Origin of the sequence: Exiguobacterium sp. UBA1053 (assembly GCF_002316465.1) — a bacterium.
Taxonomy (GTDB): domain Bacteria; phylum Bacillota; class Bacilli; order Exiguobacteriales; family Exiguobacteriaceae; genus Exiguobacterium_A; species Exiguobacterium_A abrahamii.
The window spans coordinates 46,648-66,148 of record NZ_DCDO01000001.1 but is presented as its reverse complement, the minus strand read 5'-3'; the positions used below and the strand labels follow the sequence as shown (position 1 = coordinate 66,148).

Annotated in this window: 20 protein-coding genes; 19 read left to right on the top strand and 1 reads right to left on the bottom strand. The window is 50.4% G+C overall.

Going from position 1 to position 19,501, the window contains the following annotated elements; all coding sequences use genetic code 11:
• The 3 genes from rsmG to B3G15_RS00320 are packed head-to-tail and all read left to right on the top strand — an operon-like array spanning position 1 to position 2,411.
• Positions 1 to 717 carry a 16S rRNA (guanine(527)-N(7))-methyltransferase RsmG gene (rsmG, locus tag B3G15_RS00330; protein ID WP_023469858.1) on the top strand — a complete coding sequence of 239 codons (717 nt, stop codon included), beginning with the start codon at positions 1 to 3 and terminating at the stop codon, positions 715 to 717.
• Between the two features lie 48 nt (positions 718 to 765).
• The gene (gene noc / locus B3G15_RS00325; protein WP_023469857.1) at positions 766 to 1,608 is read left to right on the top strand and encodes a nucleoid occlusion protein; all 843 of its coding nucleotides are present in this window, start codon (positions 766 to 768) and stop codon (positions 1,606 to 1,608) included.
• Between the two features lie 38 nt (positions 1,609 to 1,646).
• Positions 1,647 to 2,411: a ParB/RepB/Spo0J family partition protein gene (locus B3G15_RS00320; protein ID WP_290714334.1), complete on the top strand. Its 765-nt coding sequence runs from the start codon at positions 1,647 to 1,649 to the stop codon at positions 2,409 to 2,411.
• A gap of 37 nt (positions 2,412 to 2,448) precedes the next feature.
• Here B3G15_RS00320 and yyaC read toward each other — a convergent pair whose 3' ends face one another.
• Positions 2,449 to 3,066 (bottom strand): spore protease YyaC, encoded by a 618-nt coding sequence (gene yyaC / locus B3G15_RS00315; RefSeq protein WP_290714333.1) that lies wholly within the window; start codon positions 3,064 to 3,066, stop codon positions 2,449 to 2,451.
• A gap of 182 nt (positions 3,067 to 3,248) precedes the next feature.
• Between yyaC and B3G15_RS00310 the strand changes: the two genes are divergently transcribed.
• The 16 genes from B3G15_RS00310 to B3G15_RS00235 all read left to right on the top strand — a co-directional run bounded on the left by B3G15_RS00310 (position 3,249) and on the right by B3G15_RS00235 (position 19,468).
• Positions 3,249 to 4,178 carry a mechanosensitive ion channel family protein gene (locus B3G15_RS00310; protein WP_064300772.1) on the top strand — a complete coding sequence of 310 codons (930 nt, stop codon included), beginning with the start codon at positions 3,249 to 3,251 and terminating at the stop codon, positions 4,176 to 4,178.
• The gene (locus tag B3G15_RS00305; protein WP_023469853.1) at positions 4,150 to 4,338 is read left to right on the top strand and encodes a DUF951 domain-containing protein; all 189 of its coding nucleotides are present in this window, start codon (positions 4,150 to 4,152) and stop codon (positions 4,336 to 4,338) included. The genes B3G15_RS00310 and B3G15_RS00305 overlap by 29 nt, the downstream gene beginning before the upstream one ends.
• Before the next feature lie 228 nt (positions 4,339 to 4,566).
• Positions 4,567 to 5,667: a redox-regulated ATPase YchF gene (gene ychF / locus B3G15_RS00300; RefSeq protein ID WP_023469852.1), complete on the top strand. Its 1,101-nt coding sequence runs from the start codon at positions 4,567 to 4,569 to the stop codon at positions 5,665 to 5,667.
• 120 nt (positions 5,668 to 5,787) lie between these two features.
• Positions 5,788 to 6,075 (top strand): 30S ribosomal protein S6, encoded by a 288-nt coding sequence (rpsF, locus tag B3G15_RS00295; protein WP_023469851.1) that lies wholly within the window; start codon positions 5,788 to 5,790, stop codon positions 6,073 to 6,075.
• Between the two features lie 23 nt (positions 6,076 to 6,098).
• Entirely contained in the window at positions 6,099 to 6,617 is a 519-nt protein-coding gene (gene ssb / locus B3G15_RS00290; RefSeq protein WP_023469850.1) for a single-stranded DNA-binding protein, read from the top strand.
• Positions 6,618 to 6,661: 44 nt separating this feature from the next.
• Positions 6,662 to 6,892, top strand: a complete 231-nt coding sequence (gene rpsR / locus B3G15_RS00285; protein ID WP_023469849.1) for a 30S ribosomal protein S18 — start codon at positions 6,662 to 6,664, stop codon at positions 6,890 to 6,892.
• A 134-nt stretch (positions 6,893 to 7,026) separates the two neighbouring features.
• Entirely contained in the window at positions 7,027 to 9,012 is a 1,986-nt protein-coding gene (locus tag B3G15_RS00280; RefSeq protein WP_290714332.1) for a DHH family phosphoesterase, read from the top strand.
• A complete protein-coding gene (gene rplI / locus B3G15_RS00275; RefSeq protein WP_023469847.1) occupies positions 9,009 to 9,452 on the top strand; it encodes a 50S ribosomal protein L9 in 444 nt (147 codons plus the stop codon). The genes B3G15_RS00280 and rplI overlap by 4 nt, the downstream gene beginning before the upstream one ends.
• 19 nt (positions 9,453 to 9,471) lie before the next feature.
• Positions 9,472 to 10,824 (top strand): replicative DNA helicase, encoded by a 1,353-nt coding sequence (gene dnaB, locus B3G15_RS00270; RefSeq protein ID WP_023469846.1) that lies wholly within the window; start codon positions 9,472 to 9,474, stop codon positions 10,822 to 10,824.
• A 211-nt stretch (positions 10,825 to 11,035) separates the two neighbouring features.
• Positions 11,036 to 12,328, top strand: coding sequence for an adenylosuccinate synthase (locus B3G15_RS00265; protein ID WP_029343020.1), 1,293 nt, complete (start codon positions 11,036 to 11,038; stop codon positions 12,326 to 12,328).
• Positions 12,329 to 12,553: 225 nt separating this feature from the next.
• Positions 12,554 to 13,261 (top strand): response regulator YycF, encoded by a 708-nt coding sequence (yycF, locus tag B3G15_RS00260; RefSeq protein ID WP_023469844.1) that lies wholly within the window; start codon positions 12,554 to 12,556, stop codon positions 13,259 to 13,261.
• Positions 13,262 to 13,263: 2 nt separating this feature from the next.
• Positions 13,264 to 15,114, top strand: a complete 1,851-nt coding sequence (gene walK, locus B3G15_RS00255; protein WP_029343019.1) for a cell wall metabolism sensor histidine kinase WalK — start codon at positions 13,264 to 13,266, stop codon at positions 15,112 to 15,114.
• A complete protein-coding gene (gene yycH / locus B3G15_RS00250; protein WP_023469842.1) occupies positions 15,111 to 16,427 on the top strand; it encodes a two-component system activity regulator YycH in 1,317 nt (438 codons plus the stop codon). Before walK ends, yycH begins: the two co-directional genes overlap by 4 nt.
• A 6-nt stretch (positions 16,428 to 16,433) precedes the next feature.
• Positions 16,434 to 17,270: a two-component system regulatory protein YycI gene (locus tag B3G15_RS00245; protein WP_023469841.1), complete on the top strand. Its 837-nt coding sequence runs from the start codon at positions 16,434 to 16,436 to the stop codon at positions 17,268 to 17,270.
• Between the two features lie 10 nt (positions 17,271 to 17,280).
• Positions 17,281 to 18,072 carry an MBL fold metallo-hydrolase gene (locus B3G15_RS00240; protein ID WP_023469840.1) on the top strand — a complete coding sequence of 264 codons (792 nt, stop codon included), beginning with the start codon at positions 17,281 to 17,283 and terminating at the stop codon, positions 18,070 to 18,072.
• 106 nt (positions 18,073 to 18,178) lie between these two features.
• Positions 18,179 to 19,468, top strand: coding sequence for a S1C family serine protease (locus B3G15_RS00235; protein ID WP_290714331.1), 1,290 nt, complete (start codon positions 18,179 to 18,181; stop codon positions 19,466 to 19,468).
• Positions 19,469 to 19,501 lie beyond the last annotated feature (33 nt).

Here is a 19,501-nt window from a genome sequence, read left to right as displayed (position 1 = left end):
ATGAACCAACAGCAATTCGTAACAGCATTGGCAGCACAGGGACTTGAGGTCTCAGAACATCAGTTGCATCAATTCAAACGGTATTATGAACTGCTCGTCGAGTGGAATGAAAAGATGAACCTGACGGCGATCACGGACGAAGAAGATGTCTATCTCAAGCACTTCTATGATTCGATCACAGCAGCATTCTATTTCGATTTCACGACGGTCACGACGGTTTGTGATGTCGGAGCGGGCGCTGGTTTCCCAAGTCTGCCGATCAAGATCATGTTCCCACATCTCCAAGTGACGATCGTCGATTCACTGAACAAACGAATCGGCTTCCTCAATCATTTGGCGACGGAACTCGGACTCGAAGGTGTCGCGTTCCATCATGGACGCGCCGAAGAGTTCGGTAAAAATAAACAATTCCGCGAACGGTTTGATGTCGTGACAGCACGTGCGGTCGCCCGGATGTCCGTTCTCGCAGAATATTGCCTACCGCTTGCGAAAGTCGGGGGTCAATTCGTTGCCTTGAAGGCAGCGAAAGTCAGTGAAGAGCTCGAGGATGGTGCGATTGCCTTAAAAGTACTCGGTGGGAATTTACGGGAAAGTTTCCAGTTCCAATTGCCAGGCGAGGAAAGTGAGCGTAATATCGTTATTGTAGATAAAAAACGAACAACACCCGGGAAATATCCGCGTAAAGCGGGTACGCCTGCAAAAGATCCATTAAGCTAAACACCGTTTCACGTGAAACGATGACTGATAAAGGTGAGGTGCGCCAACGTGAGAAATGCAATTGCCAAGCTGCTCGGTAAGGGAGGGCAACCTGCTACGATCGAGCTTGACCCACAAGAGACGGTTCAGGAATTACCATTGACAGAACTTGTCGCGAACCAGTTCCAACCACGGACCGTGTTTGATGGGGACCGAATTGAAGAGCTAGCCGTTACGATCGAAGAGCATGGATTACTCCAGCCGATCGTCGTTCGAAAACAAGGAACAGGATACGAGATCATTGCGGGAGAACGACGATACCGGGCAGTGCGCTCGCTTGGCTGGGAAACGATTCCTGCCATCGTCAAAGAGATGACGGACGAGACGACTGCTTCACTGGCATTGATTGAAAATCTGCAACGCGAAGATTTGACACCAATCGAAGAAGCAGAAGCCTATGAGCGCTTGCTTGCGTTACAAGACATCACGCAAGAAGTGTTAGCTCGTAAGCTCGGACGTAGTCAATCGACGATTGCCAACAAATTGCGTTTGCTTCGATTGCCAACGGATGTCCGGGAAGCATTGAAGCAACGGACGATCACGGAGCGTCATGCCCGTGCGTTATTGCCGCTCAAGGATGAAGCGCTACAAGTAACGGTACTCGCTGAAATTCTGGAACGGGAATGGAACGTCAAGGAGACGGAGCGCCGGGTGGAACGATTGATGACACCACAGCCACCGAAGAAAAAACGTCATAAGAGCTTTGCTCGCGATACACGGATTGCGTTAAATACCCTTCGCGATTCCGTCGATATGATCGAGCAAACCGGATTGACGATCGAAAAAGAAGAAGTCGATTGTGAAGAATATGTAGAGGTGCGGATTCGCATCGTGAAGGCACGTCCGGAATAAGCGGTCGTGCCTTCCGCTACGTTTAGGAGAGAAGGCAAGTGAACGAATTACCTGTTCGGGCGATTCGCCCGAATCCGACTCAACCCCGGAAACGATTCAATGAAAAAGCATTAGAAGAACTCGCCCAATCACTCGTTCGGCACGGGATGATCCAACCGATCGTCGTCCGACCACGTGATGGCTATTATGAAATCATCGCCGGCGAACGACGGTATCAAGCAGCGAGTCGCGCAGGATTCGAACGTGTACCGGTCCTCGTGATCGAAGCAGACGAGACACGCGTAATGGAGCTCGCTTTGATCGAAAACATCCAACGGGCGGATTTATCCGCGATTGAAGAGGCGATGGCGTATGCGGAGATGATCGAGGAATTCGGCATCACGCAAGCAGAGCTTGCGCAGCGTGTCGGCAAAAGTCGTTCGCACATCACGAACAGTCTTCGGTTACTACAATTGCCGTTACTCGTTCAACAAGCGGTGATGGATGAGCAGCTATCGATGGGACATGCCCGTGCCCTATTGTCGCTGAAGCATCCAAAGAAGATCGAGCAGATGGCAGAACGCGTCATGGCGGAAAATTGGAACGTCCGTCGATTAGAGCAGGCACTTCGGGAGCGAAAGGAAGCCGTCCGTCCGCAACAAGCGACCGCTGTCCAATTCGTCGAAGAGTCGCTTCGCGAAAAATACGGGGCGACGGTTCGGATCAAACAAGGCAAACAGGCGGGGAAACTCGAGATTGATTTTGCAGATGAAGACGACCTCAACCGGTTGCTCGATTTGTTATTACCTGAATCGGATCAATGAAAAAGAAGCGTTCCGGTAACGGTTCGCTTCTTTTTCATTACATCGAACGGGGCGTGAAGGAAATCGTCGTCCGTGTCGATTCAGCGGATAGTTTCGCATCGAGCATGTGGAAACTGTTCGCGACGAGTTCTGCTAGTTCATAAACGAGGTGTAACCGTGTATTTTGGAGAATCATCATCTCCATGAAGCCACTGACGTTAACGACAGCCTTGATGTTGAAGTTACCGACCGCTGGCAATTCTTTTTGGACGCCAGCACCGGGTGCGAGTGGTCCTTCCGAAAAGAAGACATGCCCAACGCTTGAAAGCCGACCAAGACACGCATCAATTGCGATGACAAGTGGACGGTAATGGGTCGTTTGGATCGAGTGAATCGTTTCAGCGAGATTCAGTGCATGGACGGGTTTAGCGAGTGTACCGTAAACGTGGAGATGAGCAGGTGCTTGTTTTTCAAGGAATGTTCCGACAAGTGGACCGAGTGAGTCGCCCGTCGAACGATCAGAACCAATGCAGACGAGTACAATCGGACGTTTTTCTTGGACTGCGGAGATTTGTTCGAATAGTTGTTCAGCTAAGCGTTCTTTCGCGAACGGTTCCGTATATTCTAAAAAGAAAGAATAAGGCTTGGGCTCGTGCGAATGAAAGCGGAAATTCATCGAAATCATCCTTTCTTCTCTTGGTGTCGGTGTCGTGGTGGATTGGCAAGAGTGAAGGGTTCTTAGATGATTTTCCTTTCCCGGTTTTTCCGAAAATCTAACGTCAAAATCGGCTCTTTGGTTGAAACTCAATTAAAATCACGTATACTGTCGTAATAGAGAGAATAAGAAAGGATGAGAGAATGGCTACCAATCAAGATGTACAAGAATCCGTCGCCCAAGTCGATAAACTAATCAATCAAGTAATGGATGCGGATATGTGGATTCGTTTTGGGATGAAACTACTGATTGCGCTCATCATCATCGCGGCGTTCTATGTGTTAACGCGCGTTTTGACTGGGGCAGTCTCGCGTCTCTTTACGATCAGGAAAATCAATGACCAGGACTACTTGGCGCAACGACAGAACGAGACATTACTGAAGTTGCTACAAAATGCAATCCGTTACGTGCTCGGAATCGTCATGTTGTTGACGGTGCTCAGTCAGTTCGGTATCAACATCACCGGTCTCGTCGCCAGTGCCGGAATCGCCGGTCTTGCGATTTCGTTCGGTGCGAAGAACTTGGTACAAGATATCATTACCGGAGCGTTCATCATCTTCGAACGCCAGTTCAAAGTCGGAGATTATGTACGCGTCGGTGTGATTGAAGGAGTCGTCACGGAACTTGGGATCCGGACGACGAAACTCAAAGGACTCAACGGGGAGATCCACATCATCCCGAACGGTCAGATTTTGCAAGTGACGAACTATTCGGTCGACAACAGTTTTGCACTCGTCGACGTCCAAGTCTCCTATGACGAAGATCTCGAGCGGGTCGAACAAGTCTTGCATGAGATCGCTGACCGGACGACGAAGAAGTATGTCGATATGTTCGTCGAACCAATCCAGATGCTTGGCGTCCAGACACTTGGTCCTTCTGAAGTCGTCTATCGTTTGATGGCAGAAGTACCACCGATGCAACATTTCCAAGCCGGTCGTCTAATCCGGAAAGAATTGAAGCAAGGACTCGAAGAAGAGAACATCAAGATCCCGTATCCACGGATGGTCATGATGAATCCAGAACAAAAGAATGGTGGACAGACGGATGATTCCAAAAACGTATCAACTCCATGATTATGTTGAGATGAAGAAGCAGCATCCATGTGGTACGAACCGATGGCAAATCATTCGGGTCGGCATGGATATCCGAATCAAATGTCAAGGTTGCGGGGCAAGCATTTTGATGCCACGTCGTGATTTTGATAAACGATTGAAAAAAGTCTTACCAGAGTAATGAAAAGCGGATCTGATCCTCGTGATTAGATTCGCTTTTTTGTTGTCTTGCTTAAGTGGAGCGATTGCGTTCGGTTAGGACGTGAGTAAAAAAGACGGTCGAGCTCCTTGCTTAAAAAAATTGAACTATCTATAATTGTGAAAGATGTGCTGACGTGGTGTAATCATTCTACCCACTGCGGCCGCTAGCACGGATTTCCTAGGAAATACCGAAAAGGAGGAATTCCAAGTGGGATTAACAGCAGGAATCGTTGGCTTACCAAACGTAGGAAAATCAACACTTTTTAACGCCATCACACAAGCAGGTGTAGAGGCAGCGAACTACCCGTTCGCAACGATCGACCCGAATGTCGGTGTCGTTGAAGTACCAGATGCACGTCTTCGGAAATTGACGGAACTCGTCAACCCGAAAAAGACGATCCCGACAGCATTCGAATTCACGGATATTGCGGGTATCGTAAAAGGCGCGTCTAAAGGGGAAGGTCTCGGAAATAAATTCCTCGCGAACATTCGTGAGGTAGATGCGATCTGTCAGGTCGTGCGTTGTTTCGTCGATGAAAACATCACACACGTGGCCGGGAAAGTCTCACCGATCGATGATATCGAGACGATCAACCTCGAATTGATCCTCGCAGACCTCGAGCAAGTCGAAAAACGGATTCAGCGTGTCCAAAAACAAGTCAAGTCACGCGATAAAAACGCAGCGGCTGAACTCGAAGCACTTGAAATCGTGCAAGCATTACTCGAAGATGAGAAACCAGCACGTCTCGCTGAATTGAACGAAGATCAAGCAGCTCTCGTTAAACACTTCCAATTGTTGACGATGAAACCGATGCTTTACGTCGCAAACGTCGGCGAAGATGAAGTCGCAGATGCGGACAATAACGAAAATGTCCGTCTCGTACGCGAATTCGCAGAAAAAGAAGGTTCTGAAGTCATCGTCATCTGTGCTCGGATCGAAGAAGAGATTGCGGAGCTTGAGCCAGAAGAACGTCAAGAGTTCCTCGTCGATCTCGGAATCGAAGAATCAGGTCTTGATCAATTGATCCATGCAGCATACAGCACGCTTGGTCTTGCGACATACTTCACAGCAGGTGAAAAAGAAGTACGCGCTTGGACGTTCAAAAAAGGGATGAAAGCTCCACAATGTGCGGGTGTCATCCACTCGGACTTCGAACGTGGATTCATCCGTGCAGAAGTCGTTTCGTACGAAGATTTAGCAGCAGCAGGCAACATGGCGACAGTCAAGGAACAAGGACGTTACCGTTCAGAAGGTAAGGAATATGTCTTCCAAGACGGCGATGTCGTCACCTTCCGCTTCAACGTCTAATCGAAAACGAATCGTTATTGCATAAAGCAAAATACTTTGGTAGTATTAACGAATGTGAGTAATGAATTATTGCTCCTTGCTCGAACATTCGAGCCGCCAGTCCAAGAGGAGGTGACAGATATGCGTAAATACGAAGTACTTTACATCATCCGTCCGGAACTTGATGAGGAAGCACGCAAAGCAACAGTGGAGCGTTTCAACAAAGTCCTCACTGATAACGGTGGTACAGTTGATAAAACAACTGAAATGGGTAAACGTCGTTTCGCTTACGAAATCAATGATATGCGTGAAGGGTTCTACGTTCTTCTTAACGTTTCTGCTGAACCAGCAGCTACAAAAGAACTTGACCGTCTCATGAAGATCAGTGACGATATCGTTCGCTTAATGATCACAAAAGACGAGAAATAAGCTGAAACAGGAGAGTGATTCTGATGATTAACCGCGTCGTTTTAGTCGGTCGGTTAACTCGTGACCCGGAAATGCGTTATACGCAGAGCGGGATTGCGGTAACGCGATTCACACTCGCATGTGACCGTCCTTTCACAGGGCAAGATGGGAAGCGAGAAGCTGATTTCATCGATTGCGTCGTTTGGCGCAAGCAAGCAGAGAACGTTGCTCAGTATTTGAAGAAGGGTAGTCTTGCTGGTGTAGAGGGTCGCCTCCAGATTAGCAGCTACGACGATAAAGAAGGGCAACGCCGTTATCGTGCGGAAGTCGTCGCTGATAGCGTCCGCTTCCTTGAGTCACGTAACGCGAGCCGTTCTTCGGATGGTAGCGAAGGCTACGCTTCATCTACTGGTGGAAACGGGAATGCTGCAGGATGGGGTTCACAGCAACAGCAGAACAACTCTTCCTCGCCAGCACCCGCTTCATCGAATTCGGGCTTCGGCGCTGATCCGTTCAGCGGCGGTAGTTCGATCGACCTTTCAGACGACGATCTCCCGTTCTAAGGAAATCGTCCTGAAAAATCCAAGTTAAAAAGGAGGTTAATCACATGGCACGTCGTCCAGGTGGAAAACGTCGTCGTAAAGTATGTTACTTCACGTCGAACCACATCACTCATATCGATTATAAAGACGTAGAACTTCTCAAACGTTTCATTTCGGAACGCGGTAAGATTCTTCCACGTCGTGTGACTGGTACTTCAGCGAAATACCAACGTCCACTTACAATCGCAATCAAACGCGCACGTCAAATGGCTTTAATCCCATACGTGGCTGACTGATTTCGTAGCACCATCCTCATGCGTGAGGATGGTGCTTTTTTTCGCTTCCCTTTCATCCCCTCCTGCTTTTCGGTTATAATAAACAAGTTACTAAAAATTTAAATGAACCCTATAGAGCATATAAGGAGGACACGATGGAGTCAGGTCAACAAGTATCACCGGAACGAGAACGACGCATCGTTCGCTTCATTCCGTATCTATTAATCGTCGGTCTGCTTCTCGTCGTCGCTGTACGTGAACCGATCATCTCCGCTATCGGAGCCGTCGTGACTGCCCTCCTCTTCGGATTGCACCTATTCGAAGAACGTCGTGCACGCAGGGCATGGGAGGCGTACGTCGCCGGAATCTCGATGCAAGTCGAGGAGACGGGACAAGATGCGTTGACGAACATGCCAATCGGGATTTTGTTATACGATGAGGAAACCCTCGTCACCTGGTTTAATGATCCGATGCGGGAGATCTTTGATGATGTAGCGATGGGACAGACGCTCAATGAGCTCGATCCCTTATTCATCGAGATGGTCGCGACGAATGAGGACCAAGCGACGCTTGAAATCGGTGATGCCGTATATCGCGTCTTTTCAAATCATGAGAACCGGACGTTCTATCTGTTCGATATGACAGAAGAGGCACAAGTCGAACAACAACTCGTCGACAATCAGACGGTCATCGGCGTCATCTATCTCGATAACTACGATGAGATGACACAAGGTATCGAAGATCAGTTGCGCAGTGAGTTGAACAGTCGTGTCACTCAACTATTGAATCACTGGGCAGCCGAACACGGAACGTATATCAAGCGGACCGCGTCCGATCGATATTTCATCGTCACGACAGAAGAGAATCTCCGGATTCTCGAACGATCGAAGTTCACGATTCTCGATACCGTTCGCGAAGAGACGAGTCAGCGTGGTGTCCAGTTGACGTTATCGATCGGAATTGGTTGCGGAAGTGACCCGATTCCGGCGCTTGGTCTGATGGCTCAGTCGAGTCTCGATCTCGCATTAGGACGGGGAGGCGATCAAGTCGTCATCAAACGCGATGGAAAAGTCCGCTTTTATGGCGGCAAGACGAACCCGACAGAAAAACGGACACGTGTCCGGGCACGGGTCATTGCCAACTCGCTTCGTGATTTAATGCAGGAATCAAGCCGTGTCCTGATCATGGGGCATAAGAATCCGGATATGGATGCACTCGGATCAGCGATCGGCATTTTGAAGCTTGCGGAAATGAACGATAAGGAAGCGCATATCGTTTTACCGCCAGAAGAAATCGGTCGGGGGATTCGCCGGATGATGGACGAGATCGCTGAAGTACCACAACTCGAGACACGGTTCGTCAATGCGTTTCAAGCCGATCAGTTGATTGACGATCAGACGTTACTCGTCGTCGTCGATACCCACAAACCGTCGCTCGTCGTCGTACCGACGTTACTCGATCGATTCGAGCATATGGTCGTGATTGATCATCACCGGCGTGGGGAGGATTTCATCGAAGATGCGGTCCTCGTTTATCTCGAGCCTTACGCATCGTCGACGTCAGAGCTCGTCACCGAGTTAATCGAGTACCAGCCGACGAATCAAAAGCTATCGATGCTTGAAGCGACGGCGTTACTTGCCGGAATCATCGTCGATACGAAAGGCTTTGCCCTTCGGACCGGCTCGCGGACGTTCGATGCTGCCTCTTACTTGCGTTCACAAGGTGCTGACACGGTGCTCGTGCAAGAGTTCCTCAGTCAGGATCTTGAGACGTACGTTGAGCAGTCACATATTCTCGAGCGGTCCGAGGTCTATACGAAAGGGATGGCGATTGCGACAGCGGAACCTGGCGTCATTCACGATCAAGTCTTGATCGCACAAGCGGCCGATCAATTGTTGTCGCTTCAAGGCATCCGTGCTGCCTTCGTCATCGCAGAACTTCAAGACGGACGGACAGCGATCAGTGCCCGTTCGCTTGGAGAAGTCAACGTCCAGTTGATCATGGAGACGCTCGGAGGCGGCGGTCACTTGACGAACGCGGCGACACAGATGTCAGAATCGGTCATCACGGTCGCGGATGCGTTGCGTAAAGCGATCGATCAATATCTAGAAGATGAGACAAAAGGAGAGGAATCAGAATGAAGGTTATTTTCTTACAAGATGTAAAAGGACAAGGTAAAGCAGGAGACGTCAAAGACGTGGCCGATGCTTATGCAAATAACGTACTCTTCAAGAAAAAGTTGGCGCGTCCTGCGACGACTGGCAACTTGAAGCAACATGAAGCACATGAACGTAAAGCAGCAGAAGAAGCGAAACAGAACTTGCTTGACGCACAAGCGTTAAAAGAGAAAATCGAAAAAGAGACGATCGTCGTCTCGACGAAAGCCGGTGAAGGCGGTCGTGTCTTCGGTTCTGTCACAAGCAAACAGATCGCGGAAGCACTCAAGAGCATGGGTTACAAAATCGACAAACGTAAAATCGAGCTCGAGCACCCAATCAAGGCACTCGGCTTTACGAAGGTACCATTGAAGCTACACAACGAAGTGACAGCGACGCTGAACGTTCAGGTCAAAGAGGCGTGAGTAGAAAAGGGGAACGGTGATGAGTGAAGTCATGCAAAATATGCCTCCCCAAAGTATCGAGGCAGAACAAGCCGTCCTAGGGGCGATCATGATTGATGCGGATCGTTTGATCAGTGCATCAGAACGTCTGTTACCACAGGACTTTTACCGTGCCTCTCACCAACGGATCTTCGAAGCGATGCTCGTGCTGTCCGACCGAGGCGAAGCGATCGACCTCGTCACGGTCACAGCCGAGCTCAGTACGCTTGGTATCCTAGATGAGATCGGTGGTCTACCGTATCTAGCGGAACTAGCGGAAGGGGTACCGACCGCAGCCAACATTAATTACTACGTCAACGTCGTTGACCAGAAGTCGACGCTTCGGCGTCTCATTCGGACGGCGGGTGAAATCGTCACTGACGGATACGAGCGGCAAAACGAGGTCGATGTCCTGCTGAATGAGGCAGAACGGAAGATTCTCGAAGTATCACAAGGAAAAGGGAGCGCGAGCTTCATCCCGATCTCGGACGTCTTGACGAGTGCCTATGCAACGATTGATAAATTGCATAAGCAAAGCGGCGAGACGACGGGGATTCCGACCGGTTTCCAGGATCTCGATAAGATGACGGCCGGATTCCAGCGTAACGATCTAATCATCGTCGCAGCACGTCCATCGGTCGGGAAGACGGCGTTTGCCTTGAACATCTCGCAAAACGTCGCGACACGCGCTGACGAGAACGTCGCCATCTTTAGTCTTGAGATGGGTGCCGAACAGCTCGTCATGCGGATGCTCTGTGCCGAAGGAAACGTCGATGCGCAGCGTCTGCGGACTGGTCAACTCGAGGAAGAGGACTGGGGCAAGTTATCGCTTGCGATGAGTAACCTGTCTCAAGCCGGCATCTACATCGACGATACACCAGGTATTCGGGTTAACGATATCCGGGCGAAGTGCCGTCGTTTGAAGCAGGAGCACGGTCTTGGGATGATCATGATCGATTACTTGCAGCTGATTCAAGGGAATGGTCGCTCCAGCGACAACCGTCAACAAGAGGTCTCGGAAATTTCCCGTTCCTTGAAATCACTCGCGCGTGAACTCGAAGTCCCCGTCATCGCCTTATCGCAGCTCTCCCGTGGGGTTGAGAGCCGTCAAGATAAGCGACCGATGATGTCGGATATCCGGGAATCGGGAGCAATCGAGCAAGATGCCGATATCGTCGCCTTCTTGTATCGTGACGATTACTACAATAAAGAAACGGAAGATGCGAATACGATTGAGATTATCATCGCAAAACAGCGGAATGGTCCAACCGGTACCGTCAAGCTCGCCTTCCGAAAAGAATTCAACAAGTTCGTGGATCTCGAGCCAAGCAACTCGTACGCGCCACCAGCTTAATCCAAGCTACGTTTTGTCTTCGATCAATCGGAGATAAAACGTAGCTTTTTTTATTTTCACCTAAAGATTCTCAGTTTGTTCACCAAAAACGATAATTAAACGAACGAAAGAGAATTGTAACAATTAATTGTTCGGTATTTGGTTGACTTCTCTTTTTTATCGCGTTACACTTAGTCGTGGTTTTGAATCGTACGTGGAGGTGGATGATAAGATGTCATCAGTAGTAGTAGTCGGAACACAGTGGGGCGACGAAGGAAAAGGGAAAATCACCGATTTTCTTTCGAAACAAGCCGACGTCGTAGCACGTTATCAAGGTGGAGACAATGCAGGACATACGATCGTATTCAATAACGAGACGTACAAATTGCACTTGATCCCATCAGGTATTTTTTACTCGGATAAGAAATGTGTCATCGGGAACGGTCTCGTCGTCAACCCGAAATCACTCGTCAAGGAATTGAAGTATCTGCACGATCGTGGTGTCTCAACGGATAACTTGTTAATTTCGAATCGGGCGCATGTCATCTTGCCGTATCATCAGTTGCAGGATCAGTTAGAAGAAGAAGCGAAGGGCGACGCAAAAGTCGGAACGACGCTAAAAGGAATCGGACCGTGCTACATGGATAAAGCCGCACGAATCGGAATCCGGATGGCAGACTTACTCGACAAAGAAACGTTCGCTGAGAAGTTGAAGATCGTTCTCGACCAAAAGAACCGGATGTTCACGAAGATGTATGACGCTGAACCAATCGCGTTCGACGATATCTTCGAAGAGTACTATGCGTATGGACAAGAGTTCGCGAAATACGTCTGCGATACATCCGTCGTCGTCAACGATAGCCTCGATCACGGCGAAAAAGTGTTGTTCGAAGGCGCACAAGGTGTCTTACTCGACCTTGACCACGGAACGTACCCGTTCGTTACATCATCGAACGCATCTGCCGGTGGTGTCGCATCGGGTGTCGGTGTTGGTCCAGCCCGGATTGATCACGTCGTTGGTGTCTGTAAAGCGTACACATCACGTGTCGGTGACGGTCCGTTCCCAACGGAATTGTTTGATGACATCGGTCATCAAATCCGTGAAGTCGGTCGTGAATACGGAACGACGACAGGACGTCCGCGTCGTGTTGGTTGGTTCGACTCGGTCGTTGTTCGCCACTCGCGCCGTACAAGTGGATTGACGGATCTTTCGCTCAACTCGATCGACGTTTTGACTGGACTCGACACATTGAAGATCTGTACATCATACGAATTCAACGGTAAACAGATCGATGAGTACCCAGCAAGCTTCCGTGATCTCGAAGCATGTGTTCCAGTTTACGAAGAACTGCCAGGTTGGAAGGAGGACATCACAGGTGTCCGTCGCTTTGAAGATCTACCGTTGAACGCACAGAACTACGTTAAGCGGATTGCGGATCTCACAGGTATCTCGCTCGTCACGTTCTCGGTCGGACCGGGTCGTGAACAGACAGTCGTCTTGCGTGATCTCTACGAAGAAGCATAAGTCTCAACAGCCTCTTGCCTCCCGCAAGAGGCTGTTTTTTGTGCGAAATGGTTCACAAACGGAAGCAAAAACAGGTATACTGAATACAGTGTTTCACGTGGAACCTCTCTCGTGAGACGACGAACAGCAGAGAGAGTGGCGCCGGGAGTTTCCGTCGCCACCTTTCTATATGCCGAAAAAACAGGTAAAATAGATTGAATAGAAATTTTTAAGGGGGCACACCCAGTGACGGAACGCAAAATTCTAGTCGTCGATGACGAGTTACCGATTGCAGATATACTCAAGTTTAAATTAGAAAAAGAAGGCTACCAGGTCGCGATCGCAAATGACGGCGTGGAGGCATTAGAAAAATTCGAGGAGTTCAAACCGGATTTGATGTTACTCGACATCATGCTCCCGTTAATGGACGGGATGGAGGTCTGCCGGGAAGTCCGGAAGACGTCGAAGATTCCGATCATCATGTTGACAGCGAAGGATTCCGAGATCGATACGGTACTTGGTCTTGAACTTGGCGCGAACGATTACGTGACGAAGCCATTCAGCTCGCGCGAGTTACTTGCCCGCGTGAAAGTCCACTTACGCAACACGAGTCCGGAAGCTACACCACAACCGGTTGGACCAGGTCCACTCAAAGTCGGAGAACTGTATATCGATACGAATTCGCATACGGTGACACGTAAGGATCAAAAGATCGAGCTGACGCAGCGTGAGTTCGAATTGTTGCACTACCTCGCGAAAAACATCGGTCAAGTCATGACACGTGAGCATTTGTTGCAAACGGTCTGGGGCTATGACTACTTCGGTGACGTCCGGACAGTCGACGTAACGGTGCGTCGTCTCCGTGAGAAAGTCGAAGATAACCCAAGTACGCCAGTTTACATCATGACGCGTCGTGGTGTCGGCTATTATCTCCAAGACGGGGAGAATGAATAACGATGTTAAAAGGAACGAACTTCTTTAAATCCATCCAATGGAAACTCGTCGTCATCTATGCCTTATTGATTTTAGTGGCGATGCAGGTCATTGGCGTCTATTTCGTTCGTTCCCTTGAAAAGCAGTACATTACGAACTTCTCGAAGTCGGTCGAGGACCGGGCAGGTCTTGTCGCCTATAACGTCGGGAAGGAATTCGATAAAACAGGCGATGATGACGCCTCCAAGCGGCAGTTGTCCCAATCACTAGGGCAACTGCTGTCTGAGTTTAGTAATGGCTCCACCTCAAGGAACGACATCCTCGAAGTTCAGATCATTGACCAGGACTCGATCATCCAGGCAACATCGGATAACGAGAACCAATCAGCAGTCGGACAACGGGCGACGAATTCACTGATTAAAAAAGCGCAGGCAACGAGCTCGACCCGGACAGACACCGTGCTTGATCCGGAATCAGAGGATAAGATCCGAATCTTTGCCGTACCGGTTACCTCGGAACGAGACGGCGTAACGACCGGTATGATTTATGTTCGCGCTTCGATGGAGTCAATCTATTCGCAGATGCAACAGGTTACGCGGATTCTTGCGACCGGAACGGTCATCGCCCTCGTCATCACGTCAATTCTCGGTGTGTTGCTGTCGCGGACGATCACGCGTCCGATTTCCGATATGCGGCGTCAAGCGATCGAGATGCGACGCGGGAACTTCTCGCGGAAGGTTAAGGTCTATTCGGACGATGAGATCGGGCAACTCGCCCGTTCCTTCAACGAATTGACGGATGAGCTACTCGAAGCGAACGCGACGACGGAAGCTGAACGACGGAAGTTGACGAGCGTCCTTGAGAACATGACCGATGGCGTCATCGCGACGGATCGAACACTGCGCGTCATCTTGATGAACGATCAAGCGAAGGATATCGTCGGTGCGGACGATGCGAGCGTCGTCGGAACGAACTTGAAGGACTTACTGGCACTCGGTGACGATTTCATGATTCCGGAAGATGGTACGATGCCACCGCGTCTGCTTGATTTCAGTAGTGAGGACGAATTGTTCCTCGTCCGGGCATTCTTCTCGCCCGTCAAGAAACACAGTGGTCCGATTACCGGGATGATCGTCGTCCTGCATGACGTCACGGAACAGGAGCAGGTCGAACAGGATCGTCGCGAATTCGTCGCGAACGTCAGTCACGAGCTCCGAACACCGCTGACGACGATGCGCAGCTATCTTGAAGCCTTGGCAGAAGGAGCGTATCAGGACGAGGAACTCGCACCGCGTTTCCTTGAGACGACACAAAATGAGACGGAGCGGATGATCCGCCTCGTCACCGATCTCTTACAACTGTCGAAGATGGACAGTAAGGAATACAAAATGAACAAGGTCCGCTTCGATTACATTCAGTTCCTGAATGAGATTCTCGATCGCCATGACATGACGAAGCCGGAACGGATTCGTTTCCGTCGTAAGATCATGAAGCGGAAAGTCTATATCCGTGGTGATCAGGATAAATTGATTCAGGTCGCAGACAACATCCTGACGAACGCAATCAAGTACTCACCGGAAGGCGGAACGATCACCGTCCGGACGATGCTCCGGGCAAAACGGATCGTCATCAGCATCAAGGATGAAGGTGTCGGAATCCCGAAAGCGAATCTCCAAAAAATCTTCGAACGCTTCTATCGTGTCGATAAAGCCCGTGCCCGTAAAATCGGCGGCACCGGTCTTGGTCTGTCGATCGCAAAAGACGTCGTTTCGGCACATGGTGGCGACATCTGGGCAGAAAGTGAATGGGGACGCGGCACGACGATTTACTTCACGCTTCCGTATGAGGTGATCGAAGAGGTGGATGCCGGATGAAGAAACAACACTGGAGTTCGCTGTTACTCGTCCTACTTGTCGCCGGTTCGATCGCTCAGACAGCGATGCTCTGGACCTATCATCCAAGCAGTGAATCAATCGAGCGGGAACAGGTCTCGTTCAACGAGATCGATGCCTCAAAGACGATTGAAAGCAACCAACTGATCAACCCGGAACTACTCGTCTATTCGGATCAGGAAGGGATCTATCAGACACAAATCATCGGTCGGACCTTCCTTAACCGAATCGGTGCGTCGTTTAACATCGGTGTCCTCGTCTTGACGGATAAAGCGAACAACATCCCGGTCGGTGATCGGAGTGTCGAGATGATCTTCCCGACACCGATCAGTGCGACGATTCTTGAAGAGTTACTCGGAGAAAAACAGATCGCCTTCTCGGAACCGATCAAACGACTCTATTTACTCGATTATGATGGACCAATCCTCCGTCTCGAGTCGGCGACCGGTCGCCTGAAGGACTTCAAGCTCGTCGGCGATGAGACGGTTCTGAAGCGACTGTTCGCGCATGATAAGAAAAAACCGATGACACGCGTCGAACTCAAAGGTGGCGATTATACGTATGTCGCGAGCGGTACGACGCGACTAGAGCAAGTCTTCGTCTATGACGAGGTCGGGCAATCGCCGAAACCACTCGACCGCATTCGGAGTGCCTTTTTTGCCGAGAACTCGAACGTCCAGCAAATCAAGAGTCGGGATGATCTCGACGTCTTGACGGACGGCGTCAGCGTTTCGACGTATGACCGAAACTATAATGTGTATCGTTTCAATACATTATCGCCGAATACGCAAAGCTCGACTGTCGATTACAGCACGCTCGTCAGCTATGTCAACATTCATGGGGGCTGGCTCGATCAAGATACCCAACGCAGTGGCTTCCGGTATTACTTTGATCAGATGAGTAAAAAGAGTGAGGAACAGACGGCGACGTTCCGGTTGTACTTGAACCGGTATCCGGTATTTGGGGAGAGTGGTCCGCTACTCGAACAGACGAAGTTCGATCTTGCGACACTGAAGATCATGTATGAGGAAAATCAAGTCCGGTCGCTCAGTCGTAGCATGCTTCGGGCGAAGCGGAAGCTCATCCTTCGGGAAGAGACGGTGCCAGCCGTTGAAACGGTTCTCGAACGTCTGAGCCGTGCTGATCTCTTAAAAGAGATCAGTGGAATCCGGATTGGATATGAGATGACGTATAAGATTTCAACGAGCCGCTATGCCGTCTTTGAGCCGACGTGGTTCATTAAGATCGACGGTGTCTGGCAATCGATCAATCAAGCTGTCGGGAATGAGGGGTGAGGATGAATGGACTGGAGTAAAGCGAAGACCTTATTGATGCTGACCTTTTTGATCCTGAACGTCTACCTCGCCATTCAATTGATGGACCGGATGGTCGAGCCGCGGATCGTCGCGACGAGTGCGACCGGTAAATCGATCTTGAAGGATCGTCAAATCGATGAGAAAAAGCTACAACCGGTTACGCGAGACATCGGCTATTTAACAGCCGAAGTCGATGCGCGGACGCTAGCGCCACTCGCGAGTTCACCGATTCGTGACGCGGTCGCCTCCGTCAAGAACGATGTCGAGTGGTCGGTCCGGTTGACGAAACCGTATCGACTCGATGCGAAGACGATGCGGGATTCTGCTTCATCGTTCGTTCAAGCATCAGTTCGATATGGTGCCGAATATACATTTTGGAAGTATGATAGTAAGTATCAGGAGATGACATTCGTTCAGACGTATAAGGGACAGCCGCTCTATTCGACACCACAGCAGTCGCGTGAGGACGATGCGATGATCGGACCGTCCCTGCTCGTCTTGCAGCTCAACGATGCGAAGGAAATCGTCAGCTACAAACAACGCCACTTGAACAAGGTCGTCCGGCAAGCGCAGGACGTGACGTTGTTATCGGCAAGTGAAGCAATCGTCCAGTTGTCGGAGCAAGGCTTGTTCCCGGCATCGAAGCGGTTGACGAGTCACAAGCTCGGTTATTTCTGTCTCGTCACGGAAGGCACGGAATCGGTCCAAATCCTGCCGCCGACGTGGCAAATCGAGCTCGATAATGAAGAAGTCTATTTCGTCAATGCGATTGATGGCGGTGTCCAGACCGTAGAACGATTGGATACAGTCTCAGAGAAATGAGGAATGCACGATGAGCCTACACTACAGCGTCATGGCCAGTGGCTCGACGGGGAACGCCCTCTATATCGAAAGTGAACAGACCCGCTTGCTCGTCGACGCGGGATTGACCGGCAAGGCGATGCTCGCCTTGTTCGACCAGATCGACCGGTCGCCACATGGCATCGATGGTCTGTTCGTCACCCATGAGCACTCCGACCATATCAAAGGCGTCGGCATCATGGCGCGGAAGTACAATATCCCGCTCTATGCGAATGAAAAGACATGGGCAGCGATGGAAGCGAAGATCGGTAAGATTGATCCGGCGCTGAAGTTCCTCTGGGAAGTCGGAGAGGTCAAGCAGTTCGGTGACATCGAAGTCGAATCATTCAACGTTAGTCACGATGCAGCCGATCCGATGTTCTTCCAGTTCGCCCATGAAGGAAAACGGTTGGCGCACATCACGGATACCGGATACGTCTCGGACCGAATGAAAGGTGTCATTCGGGGCGCTGATGCCTATATCTTCGAAGCGAACCATGATATCGGTATGCTCCAGATGGGACATTATCCGTGGAGCGTCAAACGACGGATCCTCGGGGATTACGGACACGTCTCGAATGAGGACGCCGCAATCGCGATGAGCGAGGTCCTTGATGATCGGACAAAACGGATCCATATGGCCCATTTGAGCAAGGACAACAACATGAAGGAACTCGCCCGGATGAGTGTCTCCCAGACGCTCGCGAGCCGTGACGTCGATCTGAGTAAGATTCAGCTTCTCGACACGGATCCGGTCATTCCGACGCCGCTCCTAAAGCTTTGATTATGGGAAATTACTGAATATGCTCAAAAGACCCCCACATTTGGCTCACTTGCCACGTGATGGGGGTATACTTGTGTAAAGAGAGTCATAAAGGAGGCGTATGTCGATGGATCGACCCGAAGAACCACGGAACGAATCCGAACGATACGAACAGTCATCCGATGAGAGCGGCTTCCCGCCCCGTCAACCGGCAACGAGCGAACCGGTCAGCCCTTATCGTGAACCATATGAAGAACAACCAGAACCAAAGCGTCGTCGCGGTGCCGGAAAAGCCTTTTTCGTCGGTCTGATCGGCGGAATCGTCGGAGCCTTGTTGATTGCCCTCGTCGCGTGGCCGTTCGTCCGCGATGAGATGACGAGTCCGACTCCGGTTTCGTCGACGACAGCGGAACAGACTGCAACACAGACGACAGAGGATGAAGCCGACATCGTCGGTGCGGTTGGTAAGACGAAGGAAGCCGTCGTGAGCGTGACGAACCTTCAGAGCTCGTTCCAAGGAACCGATCAGGAAACGGGTGCAGGGTCCGGCGTCATCTATAAAAAAGACGGCAATAAAGCCTACGTCGTCACGAACTACCACGTCGTCGAAGGCGCGAGCCGCCTGTCTGTGACGTTATCCGACGGAACAGCACTCGAGGCAAAAGTCCTCGGGGAAGATCCGACGTACGATTTAGCGGTCTTGTCGATTGATTCATCGAAAGTGACGCAAGTCGCAAAACTGGGGGATTCGGATACGTTACGTGCCGGTGAAACGGTGCTTGCGATCGGAAACCCACTCGGAATCTTCGCGAACTCCGTCACACGCGGTGTCATCAGTGCGCAGGAACGGACAGTTCCAGTCGATACGAACAAGGATGGACAGCAAGACTTCAACACGGAAGTCATCCAAACCGATGCAGCGATCAACCCGGGGAACTCGGGTGGAGCGCTCATCAACACAGCCGGTCAATTGATCGGGATCAACTCGATGAAGATCGCGGAAGCAAGTGTCGAAGGAGTCGGGTTTGCGATTCCGATCAACGAAGCGTTACCAATCATGCGTGATCTCGAGCAAAATGGTGAAGTCGTTCGTCCACAGCTCGGGATTCAGATTCGTGACGTGCAGGAATTCCCAAGCGGATATCGCGAAGATCGTCTGAAATTACCGAATGATGTCACGAAAGGAATCGTCGTCGTCGGTCTGACACGTAACAGCGGAGCCGAAAAAGCGGGTATGAAGGCAAACGATGTCATCGTTGAGATCAACGGAAAAGCGATCGCATCGTTCGCTGATCTAAAAAGCGTCCTCTACCGGGATGCAAAAGTTGGCGAAACGGTCAAAGTCACGTTCTACCGTAGCGGTGAAAAACAGACAGCAGATGTGAAGTTGTCAGCTCAGTCACCAACTGTTCAGTAAAGCATAATCTGAAAAACCATCCACAGGTCCGAC

Coding starts and splice junctions, on each gene's coding strand:
- rsmG (WP_023469858.1), top strand. CDS start 1: ATGAACCAACAGCAATTCGTAACAGCATTGGCAGCACAGGGACTTGAG.
- yyaC (WP_290714333.1), bottom strand. CDS start 3,066: ATGAATTTCCGCTTTCATTCGCACGAGCCCAAGCCTTATTCTTTCTTT.
- B3G15_RS00310 (WP_064300772.1), top strand. CDS start 3,249: ATGGCTACCAATCAAGATGTACAAGAATCCGTCGCCCAAGTCGATAAA.
- B3G15_RS00305 (WP_023469853.1), top strand. CDS start 4,150: ATGATTCCAAAAACGTATCAACTCCATGATTATGTTGAGATGAAGAAG.
- rpsF (WP_023469851.1), top strand. CDS start 5,788: ATGCGTAAATACGAAGTACTTTACATCATCCGTCCGGAACTTGATGAG.
- ssb (WP_023469850.1), top strand. CDS start 6,099: ATGATTAACCGCGTCGTTTTAGTCGGTCGGTTAACTCGTGACCCGGAA.
- rpsR (WP_023469849.1), top strand. CDS start 6,662: ATGGCACGTCGTCCAGGTGGAAAACGTCGTCGTAAAGTATGTTACTTC.
- B3G15_RS00280 (WP_290714332.1), top strand. CDS start 7,027: ATGGAGTCAGGTCAACAAGTATCACCGGAACGAGAACGACGCATCGTT.
- rplI (WP_023469847.1), top strand. CDS start 9,009: ATGAAGGTTATTTTCTTACAAGATGTAAAAGGACAAGGTAAAGCAGGA.
- dnaB (WP_023469846.1), top strand. CDS start 9,472: ATGAGTGAAGTCATGCAAAATATGCCTCCCCAAAGTATCGAGGCAGAA.
- B3G15_RS00265 (WP_029343020.1), top strand. CDS start 11,036: ATGTCATCAGTAGTAGTAGTCGGAACACAGTGGGGCGACGAAGGAAAA.
- walK (WP_029343019.1), top strand. CDS start 13,264: ATGTTAAAAGGAACGAACTTCTTTAAATCCATCCAATGGAAACTCGTC.
- yycH (WP_023469842.1), top strand. CDS start 15,111: ATGAAGAAACAACACTGGAGTTCGCTGTTACTCGTCCTACTTGTCGCC.
- B3G15_RS00245 (WP_023469841.1), top strand. CDS start 16,434: ATGGACTGGAGTAAAGCGAAGACCTTATTGATGCTGACCTTTTTGATC.
- B3G15_RS00240 (WP_023469840.1), top strand. CDS start 17,281: ATGAGCCTACACTACAGCGTCATGGCCAGTGGCTCGACGGGGAACGCC.
- B3G15_RS00235 (WP_290714331.1), top strand. CDS start 18,179: ATGGATCGACCCGAAGAACCACGGAACGAATCCGAACGATACGAACAG.